Genomic DNA, 19,051 nt, shown 5'->3' on the forward strand with positions numbered 1-19,051 from the left:
CATAAAACCGGGGGGTTCAAGCTCGTTTTTCTTAGGCTTGACGCCATGCTTTGCATCGTGGTTACCACATTGGAGCTGCGAGGTGACAACCAAAAACGTTACCGGTTCACCCCGTCAGTGAGTAATTGGCGGATGCTGACGCACTGAGCGTAGACGCGTTGTGCGGTTTTGGTGCAAAAAATTTTATTTCCTGTACTGAATTCACACATGGTGGCGTTGCCGTGGGTTCGAACAGTGCGTTGTTTATGGGCTGTTTCGGCGTTTTTTCCGTGATGGCCGGTTCCGTCATGGTGCGTCCCGAATCAAAATGGCGCATCTCGGCGCGCCCGCAGGGCGGTGCTGGCGGCAGTTCGTCGTGAAGCGCATGGCATTCGCAGGTATGCTGCCGTCCTGTCGCTTGGTGCGCCGTCTTTCGGTGGGGGCGCTAAGCTGAAAAAGGATGACCAGAGGGGAGTGTGCGCTGTGTTCGCTTTAGATCCACGACTTCAACAAGACACGTTGCCAATCGGCGATTTCCCGCTCTGCCGGTTACTGCTGTCCAATGATTCGAATTACCCCTGGTTCATCCTCGTGCCACGCCGCGAGGATATCAGTGAAATATTTCAGCTGGATGGCGCAGATCAACAGCAGCTGTGGCGGGAAACGACTGAGCTGGCGGAAATCCTCAAGGACTCTTTCGACGCGGACAAGTTGAACGTCGCGGCCCTGGGTAACGTCGTCAATCAGTTGCATATGCATGTGATTGTGCGCAAGCGTGAGGACGCCGCCTGGCCAGCTCCGATCTGGGGCAAACAGGAGGCCAAGCCATACAGTCCAGAGCAGATCGCGACGATTCGCGAGCGACTGCGTCTGGTATTGACCGACGATTTCAAGTTTCTGGAGGGCTGAATCATGAGCCTGGGCGAACGCGTTACCGATCTGGAAAGCCGACTGGCATTTCAGGATGACACCATCCAGGCATTGAATGATGTGCTGGTGGCGCAGCAGCGGATGGTCGAGCGTCTGCAATTGCAAATGTCGGCGTTGCTCAAGCGGCAGGAGGAAATGGCCGGCCAGTTTGCGACGCTTGAAGAAGAAGAGGCACCACCGCCTCATTACTAAGAAACAGGCAATAAAAAACCGCGAACAGCCAAGCTGTTCGCGGTTTTTTTTAGCCTTGAATCAGCGGCGCGGCAGTGCGGCGATCACATCTTCGGCTTGCAGGCCTTTGTCACGATTCATGACGGAGAACTCCACGCGCTGACCTTCCACCAGAACGCGGTGGCCTTCACCGCGAATCGCCCGGAAATGCACGAAAATATCATCGCCGGAGTCGCGGGAAATAAAGCCGAAGCCTTTGGAGGTGTTGAACCATTTGACGGTGCCAGTATCGCGGTTGCTCATGTCATAGCTTGGCGCGGCGGCGGCTGGTGAAGATTTGTAGAAGCTGATGGCCAGGTGCAGGAATACGGCGATCAGGGCAGCGACCAGGCTGAACAGAACGGCAGGTTGACCGGCGATGACAGGCATCGGAGCGATCAGCGTCAGGGTTTGCAGTACGACAGCCAGAACCAGCAAAGCGCTGACCAGGTTTTGCAATTGATGACGCGGGCCTTTGTTCCAGTAAGGGATAACAGGCGCGAGGGTGAGGTTGAGCAGGCCGAAAAAGGCCAGGTAAAGCGCATCGGGTTGTTGCAGGTAAGGTACCGCTTCGGATCGCAGGCTAGGGATGAAGGACAGCAGCAGGGCTGCTGCGCCCATTAGCAGGTGGACGATTTTCAACATTTTGATTAACTCACGTTAAGACGGATCACAAGGAAGAGCTGATAGAGCACGGTTCGCTTCAGAACAATAAGAGGCGTTGGGCACGTACCTGATATCAGCCTATGCGCAGCCCCCGGAAAATAGGTGGTAGCGACACACTGCCTATTTAACAGCAAAGCCTGCGGCTACTCAAATCAGGCGGTCCGGCGGTGTTTCCATTGGCATGGCGCGCGGATGACGATGCCGAGTGTTATTCGTGCGCTGTGTTTCTCGGATCTTTCGCCTTTTCGTTGAGTGATGTTGCGTCAGTTTTCGTAGGAAATCGTCCGGCCTAGGACGAGCTCCATGATCGCCCCTTCGTTGTTGGCTTATCCTACGTTGATGGTCATAAAGTCATCTGGATATACCGTAGCGCCTGCGCTTTTATAAGGAAACGGAATATGGCCCTTACAAGCAGCAAGGATGACAAAGGAGTGTCAACGGTATGGTTCATGAAGACAGGCAAGGCGAGGGGAGGAACGGTCCACTCAAGGATATAAGGATTGATTCACTTGTCGGCGAATTCGATATGGGGCTGGCCCAGCCCTTATCCCGGTCGGTGCGTTTGAATGGTTTTGCGACCTGTTTGCGGCTTGAACAGGTCTATTGGGATATTTTGGGCGACATGGCCAAGGTCAATTGCTGCTCGGTCAGTGCGCTGTTGTCCCATGTGGATCGCGAGGTGCACTTGCGCCATGGTGGGGTGAAAAATTTCACCGGGCTGGTGCGGGTTGTCTGCGTCGTGCACAGCCTGAAGGAGGGCAGTTGCCCCGTCATGGCTTAGCGAGAGCGGCTGAATGAGTCGAGTGTCGGTCTGTGCAGTCTTACGGCTGCACAGGCTGCATTTAATGGATATAATCCCGCTCTTTGCCGCGAAGCCCTGCATACGCGGTAGCAATCTGATCGCCGAGACAACCCCCATGCCGATGTACGATTACCAATGTGCTTCCTGTGGTCATCAGTTGGAAGCCATTCAAAAGATCAGCGCAGCACCGCTGGTCGACTGCCCTGCCTGCCAGGCGCCAGAGCTTAAAAAGATGCTGTCCATGCCCGGTTTCCGCCTCAGTGGCACCGGCTGGTACGAAACCGACTTCAAGACCGGTTCCAAGAAAAATCTGGCCGGTGGCGACAAAGCTGACTAGGGTCTAGCGCCCGGGCTGAACGACACGCGCGAGCTCTTGCATCATCTGGCACCTTATTCAAGTGCGGTGGTGCGGCAAGACCTCCACCCGAATTTCGAATTACGAGAAGTGAAACCACTACCATGATGCGCAGCCATTATTGCGGCCAACTGAACGAAAGCCTGGAAGGCCAGGAAATTACCCTTTGCGGATGGGTTCACCGTCGCCGTGACCATGGCGGGGTGATTTTCCTCGATATCCGTGATCGTGACGGTCTGGCCCAGGTGGTGTTCGATCCGGACCGTGCCGAGAGCTTCGCCGCCGCCGATCGCGTGCGCAGCGAGTACGTCGTGAAGATCACCGGCAAGGTTCGCCTGCGTCCGGCCGGTGCAACCAACGCCAACATGGCGTCGGGCATGATCGAGGTCCTGGGCTACGAGCTGGAAGTGCTGAACGAATCGGAAACCCCGCCGTTCCCGCTGAACGAGTTCTCTGACGTTGGCGAAGAAACCCGCCTGCGTTATCGCTTCCTTGATCTGCGTCGCCCTGAAATGGCCGAGAAGCTGCGTCTGCGTTCGCGCATGACCACCAGCATCCGCCGCTACCTGGACGAGAACGGTTTCCTCGACGTCGAGACGCCGATCCTGACCCGTGCGACGCCGGAAGGCGCGCGTGACTATCTGGTGCCGAGCCGTACTCACGCCGGTTCGTTCTTCGCCTTGCCGCAATCGCCTCAGCTGTTCAAACAGCTGCTGATGGTGGCCGGCTTCGACCGTTACTACCAGATCGCCAAGTGCTTCCGCGACGAAGACCTGCGGGCTGATCGCCAGCCGGAATTCACTCAGATCGACATCGAGACCAGCTTCCTCGATGAAAAAGACATCATGGGCCTGACCGAAGGCATGATCCGCAACCTGTTCAAGGAAGTGCTGGGTCTGGAATTCGGCGAATTCCCGCACATGACCTTCGAAGAGGCCATGCGCCGCTACGGTTCCGACAAGCCAGACCTGCGTAACCCGCTGGAACTGGTGGATGTTGCCGATCAGCTCAAGGAAGTCGATTTCAAGGTGTTCAGTGGCCCGGCCAATGACCCGAAATGCCGTATCGCCGCCTTGCGCGTTCCAGGCGGTGCGAGCATGCCGCGCAAGCAGATCGACGATTACACCAAGTTCGTCGGCATCTACGGTGCCAAGGGCCTGGCGTACATCAAGGTCAACGAGCGTGCTGCCGGTGTTGAAGGTCTGCAGTCGCCGATCGTGAAAAACATCCCGGAAGCCAACCTGAACGTGATCCTCGATCGCGTGGGTGCGGTCGATGGTGACATCGTGTTCTTCGGCGCCGATAAAGCCAAGATCGTCAGCGAAGCCCTGGGCGCGTTGCGGATCAAGCTGGGCCATGACCTCGAGCTGCTGACCTGCAAGTGGGCGCCAATGTGGGTCGTCGACTTCCCGATGTTCGAAGAGAACGACGACGGCAGCTTCAGCGCCTTGCACCACCCGTTCACCGCGCCGAAGTGCACTCCTGAAGAGCTGGAAGCCAACCCGGCCGGCGCTTTGTCCCGTGCCTACGACATGGTTCTGAACGGCACCGAGCTGGGTGGCGGTTCGATCCGTATCCACCGCAAGGAAATGCAACAGTCGGTGTTCCGTCTGTTGGGTATCAACGAAGCGGAACAGGAAGAGAAATTCGGCTTCCTGCTCGACGCCCTGAAATATGGCGCGCCGCCGCACGGTGGTCTGGCCTTCGGTCTGGACCGTCTGGTGATGCTGATGACCGGCGCCCAGTCGATCCGTGAAGTGATCGCCTTCCCGAAAACCCAGAGTGCTGCGGACGTGATGACGCAGGCTCCGGGCGTGGTAGATGCCAAGGCGTTGCGTGAGCTGCACATTCGTCTGCGCGAAACGCCAAAGGCAGAGTAAGGCTGACCGCAAAGGCGCATCCTGTGGGATGCGCCTTTTCTTTAGGTCGAGATTTTTTTGTTGCTGGCCGACACTCCCTGTGTGGCGGGCGATGTTTCAAAGAGAAATTCGGAGCGAGTTATGGCGGGTCATTCCAAGTGGGCGAACATCAAGCACCGCAAAGAACGTCAGGATGCCAAGAAGGGCAAGATTTTCACCAAGTGGATTCGTGAGCTGACGGTCGCTGCCCGTCAGGGCGGCGCTGATCCGGGCTCCAACCCGCGTCTGCGTCTGGCGCTGGATAAAGCGCTGGGTGCGAACATGAGCCGCGACATCATCGACCGCGCGGTGGCCCGTGGTGCCGGCGCTGCCGATACCGATGACATGGTCGAGCTGACCTACGAAGGCTATGGCCCGGGCGGTGTGGCGGTGATGGTCGAATGCATGACCGACAACCGCAACCGCACCGCGGCCGCAGTTCGCCATGCGTTCAGCAAGTGCGGCGGCAACCTCGGTACCGACGGTTCGGTGGCTTATCTGTTCGAACGCAAAGGGCAGATTTCCTTCGCGCCAGGGGTTGATGAAGACGCGCTGATGGAAGCAGCCATGGAAGCCGACGCCGATGACGTGGTGACCAACGAAGACGGCTCCATCGACGTGTTCACCTCGTTCGCCGGCTTCTATTCCGTGCGTAACGCCTTGGAGGCCGCAGGCTTCAAGGGCAGCGATGCGGAAATCGTCATGTTGCCGACCACCAGTGCCGAACTGGATCTGGAAGGCGCCGAGAAGGTTCTCAAGCTGATCGACATGCTCGAAGACCTGGATGACGTGCAGAACGTGTACTCCAACGCGGACATTCCAGAGGCGGTGGCCGCGCAGCTCGGTTGATGCCTTTATAAAGATCGCAGCCTTCATCAGCCCTGCAGGCGCTGGCGAAGCCTGCGATCTTTTGATTTTCAGAATGAAAAGATCGCAGCCTTCGGCAGCTCCTACGGTTACTCTCAGATATTCGCACTAGCTTCGCAGGCGTTATGACTTTAATTCTTGGTATCGACCCCGGCTCGCGTATCACCGGTTACGGCATTGTTCGCGATACTGGCCGTGGTTGTGTTTACGTGGCATCGGGCTGTATCCGCACCGGTGCTGGCGAGTTGCATGAGCGTCTGCAGATCGTCTATCGCGGCGTGCGTGAAATCATTCAGACTTATGGCCCGGTCACCATGGGCATCGAAAAGGTGTTCATGGCGCGCAATGCCGACTCCGCGCTGAAACTGGGGCAGGCCCGTGGCGCGGCGATTGTCGCCGGCGCCGAAGAGAGCCTGGAAATTGCCGAGTACACCGCAACCCAGGTCAAGCAGGCCGTGGTCGGCACCGGCGCCGCCAATAAAGAACAAGTGCAAATGATGGTCATGCACATGCTGAAACTGACCAGCAAGCCGCAAATCGATGCCTCGGATGCCCTGGCCATCGCGATTTGCCACGCTCACACCCGTTCCAGCCTGTTGCCTCATGGCCTGGGCGCGGCACGCAGTCGTGGCGGGCGCCTGCGTCTCTGATAGCATCAGCAATCATTTTTTGTGGGATGAGGGTTTTGCGCCTGTGTTGTCGGCGCAAAACCCTTGTTCTGTCAGTCGCCAGCACTGATCTGGCCAACGCTCAAGGATCTGAAACGTGATTGGACGCTTGCGCGGCACATTGGCTGAGAAACAGCCGCCGCACCTGATTCTGGATGTAAACGGTCTGGGGTATGAGCTGGAAGTGCCCATGACCACGCTTTATCGCTTGCCGTCGGTCGGTGAACCGCTGACCTTGCACACCCATTTGGTCGTACGCGAAGACGCGCAGTTACTCTATGGCTTCTTCGGCAAGCGTGAGCGAGACTTTTTTCGCGAACTGATCCGTCTCAATGGGGTAGGGCCGAAACTGGCGTTGGCCCTGATGTCGAGCCTGGAAGTCGACGAGTTGATCCGTTGCGTGCAGTCCCAGGACACCTCGGCACTGACCAAGGTGCCGGGCGTTGGCAAGAAGACTGCCGAGCGTTTGCTGGTGGAACTCAAGGATCGCTTCAAGGCCTGGGAAACCGTACCGAGCATGTTTGCGTTGGTGCCGAACCAGCCGGATGCGCCAGCGCAACAAGTCGCTGCCGCCGAAAATGACGCGGTCAGCGCGCTGATTTCCCTGGGCTACAAGCCGCAGGAAGCCAGCAAGGCGATTTCTGCGATCAAGGAGAAAGGTTTGAGCAGTGAAGACATGATTCGTCGCGCCCTTAAGGGAATGATCTAAGTGATTGAAGCTGATCGTCTGATCGCCGCTACGGGTGGCCCCCGTGAGCGCGAAGAAGTCCAGGATCGGGCGATTCGTCCCGTCAGCCTGGCCGAATACATTGGCCAGCCGACCGTTCGCGAGCAAATGGAGTTGTTCATCCAGGCCGCGCGCGGGCGCAATGAATCGCTGGATCACACCCTGATTTTCGGCCCGCCGGGACTGGGTAAAACCACCCTGGCCAACATCATTGCCCAGGAAATGGGCGTGTCGATCAAAAGCACCTCGGGGCCGGTCCTCGAACGCCCTGGTGATCTGGCGGCATTGCTGACCAATCTTGAGCCCCATGACGTGCTGTTCATCGACGAGATCCATCGGTTGTCGCCGATCGTCGAAGAAGTGCTGTACCCGGCCATGGAAGATTTCCAGCTCGACATCATGATCGGCGAAGGGCCGGCCGCGCGCTCGATCAAGCTTGATCTGCCACCGTTTACCCTGGTTGGCGCTACCACCCGTGCCGGTATGCTGACTAACCCGTTGCGCGACCGTTTCGGGATCGTCCAGCGCCTGGAGTTCTACAGCACCGCCGATCTGGCAACGATTGTCAGCCGTTCGGCGAACATTCTCGGTTTGCCGCTGGACCCGGAAGGCTCCTTTGAAATCGCCCGGCGTGCCCGCGGTACACCGCGAATCGCCAACCGCTTGCTGCGCCGGGTCCGGGATTTCGCCGAGGTTCGTGCCAAGGGCCACATCACCAAACCAATCGCCGACCTGGCCTTGAACCTGCTGGATGTCGATGAGCGTGGCTTCGACCATCAGGACCGACGCCTGCTGTTGACCATGATCGAGAAGTTCGACGGTGGGCCGGTGGGGGTGGACAGTCTGGCCGCTGCGATCAGCGAAGAGCGCCACACCATTGAAGACGTGCTGGAGCCGTACCTGATCCAGCAGGGCTATATCATGCGCACGCCGCGGGGGCGGGTAGTGACCCGGCATGCGTATTTGCACTTCGGCTTAAACATTCCGTCACGATTGGGCGAGATGCCCGTGGTAGACGAGTTCCTCGATGCCGTGGACGATTAATCACCTTTGCGTGCTGATTTATTCGGGGTTTGTGCTGTCCCAGGACGGTACTTTCGCCAGAAAGCCGCGAATCAATGAAAAACAGTTGCCTGGCCGGATTGGCAACCTGAGGAGTAAGCACTAGAGTATGCGCGCGCAAAACGGGCTTGAGCCGTTCGCACATCGTTGTCGCGTTTATTACGAGGACACCGATGCCGGCGGCATCGTGTATTACGTCAATTACCTCAAGTTTATGGAACGGGCTCGAACCGAGCGGCTCCGAGAGCTGGGCTTTGCCCAGTCGGCGCTGGCAGGGGAGGACCTGTTGTTCGTCGTGCATTCCAGCGAAGCGCGTTACCACGCGCCGGCGCGACTGGACGACGAACTGCTGGTAAGCGCCGAAGTAATTGAATTGAACCGGGTCAGCCTGCGCTTCAAACAGCAGGTCAGGCGGGCTACGGATAACGTGCTGCTCTGCGAAGGGCAGTTTCTGGTGGCCTGTGTGCGCACTAACAGTTTGAAACCCCGGGCCATTCCCGAAGCTCTACGTGCGGCCTTTGCCGACGTGAGCGGCGCGGGTACACACTCAAAGCAGGAGATAAAGCGTGGAAGCTAACGTCGTCGACCATTCCTCCATGTGGAGCCTGGTCAGCAATGCCAGTGTCGTGGTGCAACTGGTAATGCTGATCCTGGTAGCCGCATCGGTGACCTCGTGGATCATGATCTTTCAGCGCAGCAACTTGCTGCGCGCCGGTCGACGTGCCCTGGAGAGCTTTGAAGAGCGCTTCTGGTCCGGTATCGACCTGTCCAAACTCTACCGTCAGGCTGGCAGCAACCCTGATCCGGATTCCGGTGTCGAGCAGATCTTCCGTGCCGGCTTCAAGGAATTCTCCCGTCTGCGCCAGCAGTCGGGCGTTGATCCGGAAGCGGTCATGGAAGGCGTGGCGCGTGCCATGCGCGTAGCCATCTCCCGCGAGGAAGAGAAGCTCGAGCAGAGCCTGCCGTTCCTCGCCACCGTCGGTTCCGTCAGCCCGTATATCGGTCTGTTCGGTACAGTCTGGGGCATCATGAACTCCTTCCGTGGTCTGGCGACTGCCCAGCAAGCGACCCTGGCCACTGTGGCTCCAGGTATCGCCGAAGCACTGGTTGCTACTGCGATCGGTCTGTTTGCCGCCATTCCGGCCGTTATCGCCTACAACCGTTTTGCTGCCCGCAGCGAAACCCTGCTGGGCCGCTATTACACCTTCGCCGACGAATTCCAGGCGATCCTGCACCGCAAAGTGCACACCAGCGAAGAATAAGCAGGTAATTTCCAATGGCTTTAATCGCTCGAGCTCGCAAAAAGCGCAAGCCGGTTGCCGAGATGAACGTGGTGCCTTACATCGACGTGATGCTGGTACTGCTGGTCATCTTCATGGTGACCGCGCCGATGCTCAATCAGGGCGTGAAAGTTGATCTGCCCAAGGTTTCCAGCGAAGCCTTGCCGCAGGACAACAACACTCAGGTCCTGACCATTTCGATCAAGGCTGACAAGACCTACTACTGGAACCTTGGCAGCGAAGTCGACACCGAAAAGCAGCAGGACAAGGCCATGACCTTGCCGCAAATGACCGACGCCGTGACCAAGATCATTCGCGTTGGCAACGGTAACGGTAAGCGCACGCAGGTGTTCATTCGTGGCGACAAAACCGTCGATTATGGCTCCGTCATGGGCGCCATGGGCGGGTTGCAGAAGGCCGGGGTCGGTAATGTTGGCTTGATTACCGAGGCGCCCTGATGCAGCAACTGCGAGAGCCGTCCGCCTCGGAAAGCTACTTCTGGCCTAGTGTCTGGGCGATTGTCTTGCACGTGCTGGTGTTCGGCATGCTGTTCGTCAGTTTCGCCTTCACACCGGAGCTGCCGCCGGCCAAGCCGATTGTCCAGGCAACCCTGTACCAGCTGAAATCGAAAAGTCGGGCGACCACCCAGACCAATCAGAAGATCGCGGGTGAGGCGCAGAAATCTGCTGCGCGTCAGACCGAAGTCGAGCAGATGGAACAGAAGAAGGTCGAGCAGGAAGCGGTGAAGGCTGCGGAACAAAAGAAAGAAGAAGCGGCTCAAAAGGCCGAGGAAGCCAAGAAGGCCGACGAGTCGAAGAAAGCGGAAGAGGCGAAAAAGGCTGATGAAGCCAAGAAAGCCGACGAAGCGAAGAAGACCGCCGAAGCCAAAAAGGCCGAAGAGAAACAATTGGCTGATATAGCCAAGAAGAAAGCCGAAGAAGAAGCCAAAAAAGCTGCTGAAGAAGAGGCCAAGAAAGCGGCCGCTGAAGAAGCGAAGAAAAAGATCGTCGAAGACGCGAAGAAGAAAGCCGCGGAAGACGCCAAGAAGAAAGCTGAAGCGGAAGAGGCGAAGAAGAAAATCGCCGAAGACGCGAAGAAGAAAGCGAGTGCCGATGCCGCGAAGAAGAAAGCGCAGGATGCGGCTCGCAAATCGGTAGAGGACAAGAAGGCTCAGGCTCTGGCTGACTTGCTGTCCGATAAGACCGAGCGTCAGCAGGCTTTGGCGGATGAGCAAGGCGATGAAACCGCGGGCAACTTTGATGATCTGATTCGTTCGCGAGCATCTGAAGGTTGGGCGCAGCCACCGTCGGCCCGCAAGGGCATGAAGGTGATTCTGCAAATCAACATGCTCCCTGACGGAACGATCTCCGGTGTTTCGGTTGCTCATTCCAGCGGTGACGCGCCGTTCGACAGTTCTGCAGTCGCGGCTGTAAAAAATATTGGTCGATTGACCGAAATGCAGGGTCTGAAGCCAGCTGATTTCGCACCCTATCGTTCATTCAAGATGACATTCACACCTGAGGATCTAGCCTTGTGAGAAACCTTCTTCGAGGACTGCTTGTAGTCATGTTCTGCTTTGCAGGACTGGCCACGGCAGATGAAAAAAATATCCTGGTCAGCAGTGGCAGCTCCCAGGCAACTCCAATTGCCGTTGTGCCTTTCGGCTTCCAGGGCGGTAGCGTGCTGCCGGACGACATGGCTGAGATTATCGGTAACGACCTGCGCAATTCGGGTTACTACGCGCCGATTCCAAAGCAGAACATGATCAGCCAGCCAAGCCAGGCCAGCGAAATCATCTACCGTGACTTCAAGGCGGTGGGTGCCCAGTACGTCATGGTCGGCAGCATTGTTCCGGCGGGCGGTCGCCTGCAGGTGCAGTACGCACTGTTCAACGTCGCCACCGAGCAGCAAGTGCTGACCGGCAGCGTGTCGGGCGGCGTCGATCAACTGCGCGACATGGCGCACTACATCTCCGACCAGTCGTTCGAAAAACTCACTGGTATCAAAGGTGCGTTCTCGACGCGTCTGCTGTACGTGACGGCCGAGCGTTTCTCTGAGAAGAACACTCGCTACACACTGCAACGTTCGGACTACGACGGTGCCCGTGCCGTGACGCTGCTGCAATCGCGCGAGCCAATCCTGTCGCCGCGTTTCGCACCGGATGGCAAGCGCATTGCCTACGTGTCGTTCGAGCAGAAGCGTCCACGCATTTTCATGCAGAACATCGACACCGGTCGCCGTGAGCAGATCACCAACTTCGAAGGCCTGAATGGCGCGCCAGCCTGGTCGCCGGATGGCAATCGCCTGGCATTCGTGTTGTCGAAAGACGGTAACCCGGACATCTACGTGATGAACCTGGGGTCGCGTCAGATCACCCGTGTCACCAATGGTCCTGGCATCAACACCGAACCGTTCTGGGGTAAGGATGGTTCGACCATCTACTTCACCTCTGACCGTGGCGGCAAGCCTCAGATCTATAAAACCAGCGCAGGCGGTGGTGGTGCGGAGCGTGTGACCTTCATCGGTAACTACAACGCCAACCCTAAACTGTCGGCCGATGAAAAGACCCTGGTAATGATTCACCGCCAGGACGGTTTCACCAACTTCAAGGTGGCGGCCCAGGATTTGCAGCGCGGTAGTGTAAAGATCCTCACTGATAGCACTCTGGACGAGTCTCCTACTGTTGCGCCCAACGGCACCATGGTAATCTACGCCACCCGCCAGCAGGGCCGGGGAGTCTTGATGCTCGTGTCCATTAATGGACGCGTGAGGCTCCCGCTTCCTACCGCACAAGGCGAAGTCAGAGAACCGTCCTGGTCCCCTTACCTGAACTGACGCGGCGCTATACGTTTTACTTAACACACTGGGGTTCATTAGGAGTTTCACGATGGAAATGCTGAAGTTTGGTAAATTTGCTGCGCTGGCTCTGGCCATGGCTGTAGCTGTAGGTTGCTCGTCCAAAGGCGGCGACAACGCCGGTGAAGGCGCTGTAGATCCAAACGCTGGTTACGGCGCTAACACTGGTGCAGTTGACGGCTCCCTGAGCGAAGAAGCTGCTCTGCGCGCAATCACCACCTTCTACTTCGAATACGACAGCTCGGACCTGAAGCCAGAAGCCATGCGCGCTCTGGACGTTCACGCCAAAGACCTGAAAGCAAACGGCGCTCGCGTTGTTCTGGAAGGCAACACCGACGAACGTGGTACTCGTGAGTACAACATGGCACTGGGCGAGCGTCGTGCGAAAGCCGTTCAGCGCTACCTGGTACTGCAAGGTGTTTCCCCAGCTCAGCTGGAACTGGTTTCCTACGGCGAAGAGCGTCCAGTTGCTACCGGCAACGACGAGCAGTCCTGGGCTCAAAACCGTCGCGTCGAACTGCGTAAGTAATTCGTCATGCGAACGTGCCGTCGTGCTGTAACTATTTTGGCTCTCAGTCTCGCACCGCTTGCGGTGTGGGCTGCGGTTCCTGTGGTCGAGGACAACTCCGGCTATAACAATAGCGGGAGCAGTTATCCGCCTGCAGGTTACGGTACGAACGGCGCCTATGCCGGGGGAGGGGTTTCGGCCCCTGTCTCGGCACAGGGCGAGCTGTTCAACCAACTGCAATCGATGCAGGAGCAGATCTCGCGCCAACAAGGCATCATTGAAGTTCTGCAAAATGATGTAGCGCGCATGAAGCAAGAGAACCTGGAGCGATATCAGGATCTTGATCGGCGCATAGGAACCGGCGTTGCACCAGCCGCGACTCCTGATAATTCTTCCGCCGGTGGCAATTTGAATGCCCCCGGTGCAGCAGCCGGCGCAGGTGCGGGAGCGGCTGCCGCTCAAGCCCCGGCCGCGGGTGGCGAACCGGCTGACCCGGCGAAGGAAAAACTGTATTACGATGCAGCCTTCGACCTGATCAAAGCCAAGGATTTCGACAAGGCCAGCCAGGCTTTCACCGCATTCCTGCGCAAATACCCGAACAGCCAATACGCGGGCAATGCCCAGTACTGGTTGGGGGAAGTGAACCTGGCCAAAGGCGATCTGCAAGGTGCGGGTCAGGCATTTGCCAAGGTTTCGCAGTTGTACCCCAAGCACCCCAAAGTGCCTGATTCGCTGTACAAGCTCGCTGATGTAGAGCGTCGTCTCGGTCATACCGACCGGGTCAAAGGCATTCTGCAACAGGTCGTGTCCCAATATCCGGGCACTTCCGCCGCTCAGCTGGCGCAACGGGACTTGCAGCGCATGTAAGCCTGTTTAGCCCGTTTTGAAGAAACCCGCGCTTGTCGCGGGTTTTTTCGTTAGAATTCATGCCCTTTTTATGAAACACGCTTTTTGGGATCTGCGCGTTGGCGGGGTTCCTTGAAGTGCCTGACGGAGGCGGACAGCCTGTTTAGCTGTTACGCCCGTGGCGACTATGCAAGACACATTGAGAATCACCGAAGTTTTCTACTCGTTGCAGGGTGAAACGCGGACTGCCGGGCTGCCCACTGTTTTTGTGCGCCTGACCGGTTGCCCATTGCGTTGCCAATACTGCGACAGCGCCTACGCGTTCACTGGCGGCACCCTCCGCACGCTCGACGACATCCTCGAGCAAGTGGCCGGTTTTCGCCCGCGTTACGTCTGTGTCACGGGCGGTGAGCCCTTGGCGCAGCCCAATGCCATTCCCTTGCTCAAGCAGTTGTGTGACGCCGGTTACGAAGTGTCGCTGGAAACCAGCGGCGCGCTGGACATCTCGGCGGTCGATCCACGGGTCAGTCGCGTCGTCGACCTGAAAACCCCGGGTTCGAAAGAAGCCCACCGCAACCGCTACGAGAACATCGAACTGCTCACGCCCAACGATCAGGTGAAGTTTGTCATCTGCTCGCGGGAAGACTATGACTGGGCCGTGTCCAAGCTGATTCAATACGGTTTGAACGAGCGTGCCGGCGAAGTCCTGTTCTCGCCGAGCCACCATGACCTGAATGCACGTGATCTGGCGGACTGGGTGGTGGCGGACAATCTGCCTGTGCGTCTGCAATTGCAGCTGCATAAATATCTTTGGAATGACGAGCCGGGGCGCTGAAATGACTGAACAACTGAACACTGCTGAAAAACGTGCGGTCATCCTGCTGTCCGGCGGCCTAGACTCGGCGACGGTCGTGGCCATGGCCCGTGCCGAAGGCTATAGCTGCTACACCATGAGCTTCGATTACGGTCAGCGCCACCGTGCCGAACTGCAAGCCGCCGAGCGTGTTGCCCGCGACTTGGGTGTGGTCGAGCACAAGGTGATCGGCCTGAACCTGAACGGTATCGGCGGCTCGGCCCTGACCGACAGTTCCATCGACGTACCGGAGGCGCCGAGCGAAGGCATTCCGGTGACTTATGTGCCGGCGCGCAACACGGTGTTTCTGTCCCTGGCGTTGGGTTGGGCCGAAGTGCTGGGTGCGCGTGACATCTTTATCGGTGTAAACGCGGTGGATTATTCCGGTTACCCGGATTGCCGTCCCGAGTTCATCGAAGCCTTCGAGCTCATGGCTAATCTGGCGACCAAGGCCGGTGTAGAAGGGAATGGCTTCCGTATCCAGGCGCCCCTGCAGAACCTGAGCAAGGCGCAGATCGTTCAGGCGGGCGTGAAGCTTGGCGTCGATTACGGGCTGACCGTTTCCTGCTATCAGGCGGACGATAACGGCCGTGCTTGCGGTAAATGCGACAGCTGCCGTCTGCGTGCAGAAGGCTTTGCGGCGGCCGGAATCAGCGACCCGACACCTTATTTTTGATTTATTTCAAATTAGGTGTTGAATAGTCCTTAAAAATCAGTATTATACGCGCCACCACACAGCGGGTCGTTAGCTCAGTTGGTAGAGCAGTTGGCTTTTAACCAATTGGTCGTAGGTTCGAATCCCACACGACCCACCATTTTAAAAAATCTGGAAGGCCCACGTAAGTGAGGATTTCCGGGTTTTTTTTTGCCCGCGATTTGAGGTTGTCCCGGTCCGGGATCGCACCGAGTGACGCAGGTCAGAATCATCTTTTGCATCCGCCGGATATTCTGTAGCCTTGCGCAGCTTCAACGCTGTCCGTGCCTGATGAATACTCACTCTCCCGGCGGTACCCCGAAGGGTCCGGAGCCGGGTGTATACTCGACTTTCGCGCGAAAGCGCCTGCAGGTCTTGCGAACATGACGCAGATTTCCGAACGCCTTCTGGTTCAAGCCCACCTCGACGCCAAGCAGCCCAAGCCGCTGACAGCCGAGGAAGAGGCTTATTACCGCACAGCCATCGCAGCCGAGCTCAAAGCTCAGGACGCGGTGCTGGTTGCACACTTCTATTGTGATCCAGTCATTCAGGCCCTGGCTGAAGAAACCGGTGGCTGCGTCTCCGACTCTCTGGAGATGGCCCGCTTCGGCAATGCTCACCCGGCCAAGACCGTAGTGGTCGCCGGTGTGAAATTCATGGGCGAAACCGCCAAGATCCTCAACCCTGAAAAACGTGTGCTGATGCCAACCCTGGAAGCGACCTGCTCGCTGGACCTGGGTTGCCCGGTGGACGAGTTCTCGGCGTTCTGCGATCAGCACCCGGAACGTACGGTGGTGGTGTATGCCAACACCTCGGCGGCAGTCAAAGCCCGGGCGGATTGGGTGGTGACTTCCAGTTGCGCGCTGGAAATCGTCGAAAGCCTGATGGATAACGGCGAAACCATTATCTGGGGCCCGGACAAGCACCTGGGTACTTACATCCAGCGCCAGACCGGCGCCGACATGCTGCTGTGGGACGGTGCCTGCATCGTTCACGAAGAGTTCAAGGCCAAGCAGCTCGAAGACATGAAGGCGCTGTACCCGGACGCGGCCATTCTGGTGCATCCGGAGTCGCCGACCGCCGTGATCGAATTGGCCGATGCGGTGGGTTCCACCAGTCAGCTGATCGCTGCCGCGCAAAGCCTGCCGAACAAGACCCTGATCGTTGCCACCGACCGCGGCATCTTCTACAAGATGCAGCAGCTGTGCCCGGACAAGGTCTTTATCGAAGCGCCAACGGCCGGTAACGGCGCGGCTTGCCGCAGTTGCGCGCATTGCCCGTGGATGGCGATGAACACCCTTGAACGCACGCTGAAGAGCTTGAAGGAGGGGACCAACGAGATCTTCGTCGATCCGGCGTTGATTCCGCAGGCGATTCGGCCGTTGAAGCGCATGCTCGATTTCACGCAGGCGGCGCGGATGAAGCTGGCGGGTAACGCCTGATTCGTTGGCAGTGAGCCAAAAAAACGCCCCGGGTTGATCGGGGCGTTTTTGCATCTGGAGGATTATTTGGTCTTCTTCGGAATCCGCACCAACTGGGTGTTGGAATAGATGTCGTGCCAGCTGCGCTTCTGCTTGTCGAACAGCGACCAGAAGAACCCCAGCCCGAGGCATAACCAGGACGCGATCGACACCACAAAGCGCAGCAGCGCCTGCCACAGGCTGATGGATGAGCCGTCGGCGTTTTGTACGCGGATGCACCACACCTGCATGCCCAGGGTCTGGCCCGACCAGGTCCAGAACTTGGCGAAGAAGCCGAACAGCACAAACAGCAGAACCGTCGACAGCAGTGGGTCACCGTCCAGGGCGCCGGCCTCGGTCAGGGTGCGCATCCGGTCTTCGCCGATGATCGCCATCTGGATCATCTTGTAAACGCCGCTGGTGACGATCAGCAGCGCGGTGCACAGCAGGAAGTCGTAGAACATCGCTGCCAGGCGACGACCCAGGCCTGCGGCGGGAAAGTCGCCTTGGGGGTTGAGCAGGTGTTTCGACATGGCTGCCTCAGAACGGAAAAAAGAAGCCATTTTACGGATTTGCGCGCACAAAAAAGCCCCTGATGTCAGCATCAGGGGCTTTTTCGTAACAGAAGATTAGCCTTCTGCTTGTACTTCGTCAGCCTGCATGCCTTTCTGGCCTTGCACAGCAACGAACGTCACTTTCTGGCCTTCTTTCAGGCTCTTGAAGCCGTTGCCCTGAATAGCGCGGAAATGCACGAACAGATCCGGACCGCTTTCTGGAGTGATAAAACCAAAACCTTTCTCGTCGTTAAACCACTTGACGGTACCGCTCTGACGTTGGGACATTTCTTATTTCCTTTGACGCAAAAATGAATGACAGTCTCCTTCTCATGAAAGAGTACTGGGGCTGGTTGCAGGAGAGTAAGAAGACGTCGAACGGGATGTAGCTAACTTGTAGGCTACTGCCCAGGTCACGATTTCCAAGCGACCCATGCAAACACAGTGATCAAACTCTACGCCAACTACGGGAGAAAAAACAAGCCCCGCGAAGGCCCGGATTTCCTCAGGTTGATGGCAATTAGAGTGGTCACTAGTGCGGGCTTATTCGATCGAGTTGTTCATTGCTTTTCGATTGTTATAAGTAACGTTCATAAACGAAACGTATGCACTATTTTATGGCGGTTGCGTTACAGATTAGTGCACTGTTAACGCAACCGCGTTACTTATAGAAACAGTCAATCAGCCACGATAGTAGCGTTGTGGAACAAATGGCATTTTGCTTACAAGCAAAGGCACCTTTTTCCCACGCACAATGGCCCAAACTGGCGTTTCCAAAACGGTATAAGCGCTGTCGAGGTAACCCATGGCCAAAGGACCGCCCAAGGTCGGACCGAAGCCGCCGCTACAAACGCTGCCGATGATTTCGCCAGCTTCGTTGACGATCTCTGCACCTTCACGCACCGGTGTACGTTCCTGCGGCAGCAGGCCAACGCGCTTGCGGCTGACACCGGTTTGCTGTTGGGCGAACACGGTTTCGGCGCCAGGGAAACCGCCGGCCCGCGCACCATCGGCACGTCGAGGCTTGGAGATGGCCCACAGCAGGCTTGCTTCGATCGGCGTGGTTTCAGTGTTCATGTCGTGGCCGTACAGGCACAGACCGGCTTCCAGGCGCAGGGAATCGCGGGCGCCGAGGCCGATGGCCGCGACTTCCGGTTCGGCCAGCAGGGCGCGAGCCAGCGCTTCGGCGTTGGCCGCCGGTACGGAGATTTCGTAACCGTCTTCACCGGTGTAGCCCGAACGGCTGACAAAGCAGTCCACGCCCAACAGTTTCACGCGGGTGAACTGCATGAAGGTCATCTTCGCAACTTCCGGTGCCAGGCGTGCGAGCACGGTGACGGCGGCCGGGCCTTGCAGAGCGAGCAGGGCACGCTCTTCGAACAGCGGTTCAATGGTGCACTGGTCGCCGATGTGCTTGCGCAGGTGCGCCAGGTCTTGGTCCTTGCAGGCGGCGTTGACCACCAGGAACAATTCGTCGTTACCGAGGTTGGCGACCATCAGGTCGTCGAGGATGCCACCGGTCTCGTTGGTGAACATCGCGTAGCGCTGCATGCCCTCCGGCAGGTCGATGATGTCCACCGGCACCAGGGTTTCCAGGGCTTTGGCGGCGTTGGCACCGGTCAGGCGGATCTGGCCCATGTGCGACACATCGAACAGCCCGGCCTGATCACGGGTGTGCTGGTGTTCTTTCATCACGCCCAACGGGTATTGCACCGGCATGTCATAACCGGCGAACGGCACCATGCGGGCGCCGAGTTCGAGGTGCAGTGCGTGCAACGGGGTCTTCAACAGTTGTTCGGTGGACATATACAGCTCCTGAAAATAGTGCAGATGCGC

23 protein-coding genes and 1 tRNA gene are annotated in these 19,051 nt (G+C 57.8%); 20 read left to right on the forward strand and 4 right to left on the reverse strand.

Annotated elements, in window-relative coordinates; translation table 11 throughout:
* The first annotated feature begins 462 nt into the window (after positions 1–462).
* Positions 463–888, forward strand: a complete 426-nt coding sequence (locus FFH90_RS07205) for an HIT domain-containing protein (protein ID WP_018926507.1) — start codon at positions 463–465, stop codon at positions 886–888.
* 3 nt (positions 889–891) lie between these two features.
* On the forward strand, positions 892–1,101 hold the full coding sequence (locus tag FFH90_RS07210; RefSeq protein ID WP_018926506.1) for a SlyX family protein: 210 nt from the start codon (positions 892–894) through the stop codon (positions 1,099–1,101).
* Between the two features lie 60 nt (positions 1,102–1,161).
* Here FFH90_RS07210 and FFH90_RS30515 read toward each other — a convergent pair whose 3' ends face one another.
* Positions 1,162–1,764 (reverse strand): cold-shock protein, encoded by a 603-nt coding sequence (locus tag FFH90_RS30515; protein ID WP_019651434.1) that lies wholly within the window; start codon positions 1,762–1,764, stop codon positions 1,162–1,164.
* 463 nt (positions 1,765–2,227) lie between these two features.
* On the opposite strand from FFH90_RS30515, the gene FFH90_RS07220 reads away from it, so the two are divergent.
* From FFH90_RS07220 to nadA, 18 genes are all read left to right on the forward strand, one after another.
* On the forward strand, positions 2,228–2,566 hold the full coding sequence (locus FFH90_RS07220; RefSeq protein ID WP_111454753.1) for a ribbon-helix-helix domain-containing protein: 339 nt from the start codon (positions 2,228–2,230) through the stop codon (positions 2,564–2,566).
* 136 nt (positions 2,567–2,702) lie between these two features.
* Positions 2,703–2,924, forward strand: coding sequence for an FmdB family zinc ribbon protein (locus FFH90_RS07225; RefSeq protein WP_010457489.1), 222 nt, complete (start codon positions 2,703–2,705; stop codon positions 2,922–2,924).
* 122 nt (positions 2,925–3,046) lie between these two features.
* A complete protein-coding gene (gene aspS, locus FFH90_RS07230) occupies positions 3,047–4,822 on the forward strand; it encodes an aspartate--tRNA ligase (protein ID WP_018926502.1) in 1,776 nt (591 codons plus the stop codon).
* Positions 4,823–4,942: 120 nt separating this feature from the next.
* On the forward strand, positions 4,943–5,689 hold the full coding sequence (locus tag FFH90_RS07235) for a YebC/PmpR family DNA-binding transcriptional regulator (protein ID WP_018926501.1): 747 nt from the start codon (positions 4,943–4,945) through the stop codon (positions 5,687–5,689).
* 143 nt (positions 5,690–5,832) lie between these two features.
* Positions 5,833–6,357, forward strand: coding sequence for a crossover junction endodeoxyribonuclease RuvC (ruvC, locus tag FFH90_RS07240; protein ID WP_018926500.1), 525 nt, complete (start codon positions 5,833–5,835; stop codon positions 6,355–6,357).
* A gap of 115 nt (positions 6,358–6,472) precedes the next feature.
* Entirely contained in the window at positions 6,473–7,084 is a 612-nt protein-coding gene (gene ruvA / locus FFH90_RS07245; protein ID WP_007933256.1) for a Holliday junction branch migration protein RuvA, read from the forward strand.
* Positions 7,085–8,146 (forward strand): Holliday junction branch migration DNA helicase RuvB, encoded by a 1,062-nt coding sequence (gene ruvB / locus FFH90_RS07250; protein WP_111454754.1) that lies wholly within the window; start codon positions 7,085–7,087, stop codon positions 8,144–8,146. It begins immediately after the preceding gene.
* 127 nt (positions 8,147–8,273) lie between these two features.
* Positions 8,274–8,741 carry a tol-pal system-associated acyl-CoA thioesterase gene (gene ybgC / locus FFH90_RS07255; protein WP_007933231.1) on the forward strand — a complete coding sequence of 156 codons (468 nt, stop codon included), beginning with the start codon at positions 8,274–8,276 and terminating at the stop codon, positions 8,739–8,741.
* Entirely contained in the window at positions 8,731–9,426 is a 696-nt protein-coding gene (tolQ, locus tag FFH90_RS07260) for a protein TolQ (protein ID WP_018926498.1), read from the forward strand. The genes ybgC and tolQ overlap by 11 nt, the downstream gene beginning before the upstream one ends.
* A 23-nt stretch (positions 9,427–9,449) precedes the next feature.
* A complete protein-coding gene (tolR, locus tag FFH90_RS07265; RefSeq protein ID WP_167331185.1) occupies positions 9,450–9,902 on the forward strand; it encodes a protein TolR in 453 nt (150 codons plus the stop codon).
* Entirely contained in the window at positions 9,902–10,981 is a 1,080-nt protein-coding gene (tolA, locus tag FFH90_RS07270) for a cell envelope integrity protein TolA (protein ID WP_138866914.1), read from the forward strand. The genes tolR and tolA overlap by 1 nt, the downstream gene beginning before the upstream one ends.
* A gap of 29 nt (positions 10,982–11,010) precedes the next feature.
* Positions 11,011–12,279: a Tol-Pal system beta propeller repeat protein TolB gene (gene tolB / locus FFH90_RS07275; protein WP_018926495.1), complete on the forward strand. Its 1,269-nt coding sequence runs from the start codon at positions 11,011–11,013 to the stop codon at positions 12,277–12,279.
* Between the two features lie 52 nt (positions 12,280–12,331).
* Positions 12,332–12,829: a peptidoglycan-associated lipoprotein Pal gene (gene pal / locus FFH90_RS07280; protein ID WP_003178634.1), complete on the forward strand. Its 498-nt coding sequence runs from the start codon at positions 12,332–12,334 to the stop codon at positions 12,827–12,829.
* A 6-nt stretch (positions 12,830–12,835) separates the two neighbouring features.
* Positions 12,836–13,675, forward strand: coding sequence for a tol-pal system protein YbgF (ybgF, locus tag FFH90_RS07285; RefSeq protein WP_064616359.1), 840 nt, complete (start codon positions 12,836–12,838; stop codon positions 13,673–13,675).
* Positions 13,676–13,841: 166 nt separating this feature from the next.
* Positions 13,842–14,489 carry a 7-carboxy-7-deazaguanine synthase QueE gene (gene queE, locus FFH90_RS07290; RefSeq protein ID WP_018926493.1) on the forward strand — a complete coding sequence of 216 codons (648 nt, stop codon included), beginning with the start codon at positions 13,842–13,844 and terminating at the stop codon, positions 14,487–14,489.
* A gap of 1 nt (position 14,490) precedes the next feature.
* Positions 14,491–15,183: a 7-cyano-7-deazaguanine synthase QueC gene (gene queC / locus FFH90_RS07295; protein WP_064616361.1), complete on the forward strand. Its 693-nt coding sequence runs from the start codon at positions 14,491–14,493 to the stop codon at positions 15,181–15,183.
* A 63-nt stretch (positions 15,184–15,246) separates the two neighbouring features.
* Positions 15,247–15,322: transfer RNA gene (locus FFH90_RS07300), tRNA-Lys, on the forward strand.
* Between the two features lie 262 nt (positions 15,323–15,584).
* Positions 15,585–16,643 (forward strand): quinolinate synthase NadA, encoded by a 1,059-nt coding sequence (gene nadA, locus FFH90_RS07305; RefSeq protein ID WP_018926491.1) that lies wholly within the window; start codon positions 15,585–15,587, stop codon positions 16,641–16,643.
* A 62-nt stretch (positions 16,644–16,705) separates the two neighbouring features.
* Here the strand turns inward: nadA and FFH90_RS07310 are convergent, their stop codons facing one another.
* The 3 genes from FFH90_RS07310 to gcvT all read right to left on the reverse strand — a co-directional run bounded on the left by FFH90_RS07310 (position 16,706) and on the right by gcvT (position 19,021).
* Complete coding sequence (locus tag FFH90_RS07310; protein ID WP_064616363.1) at positions 16,706–17,194, reverse strand: RDD family protein; 489 nt, start codon at positions 17,192–17,194, stop codon at positions 16,706–16,708.
* Between the two features lie 96 nt (positions 17,195–17,290).
* A complete protein-coding gene (locus FFH90_RS07315) occupies positions 17,291–17,503 on the reverse strand; it encodes a cold-shock protein (RefSeq protein ID WP_007934683.1) in 213 nt (70 codons plus the stop codon).
* Positions 17,504–17,896: 393 nt separating this feature from the next.
* Positions 17,897–19,021, reverse strand: coding sequence for a glycine cleavage system aminomethyltransferase GcvT (gene gcvT / locus FFH90_RS07320; RefSeq protein ID WP_111454756.1), 1,125 nt, complete (start codon positions 19,019–19,021; stop codon positions 17,897–17,899).
* Between the last annotated feature and the right edge of the window lie 30 nt (positions 19,022–19,051).

The sequence above is a fragment of the Pseudomonas sp. ATCC 43928 genome (assembly GCF_005938665.2).
GTDB lineage: Bacteria > Pseudomonadota > Gammaproteobacteria > Pseudomonadales > Pseudomonadaceae > Aquipseudomonas.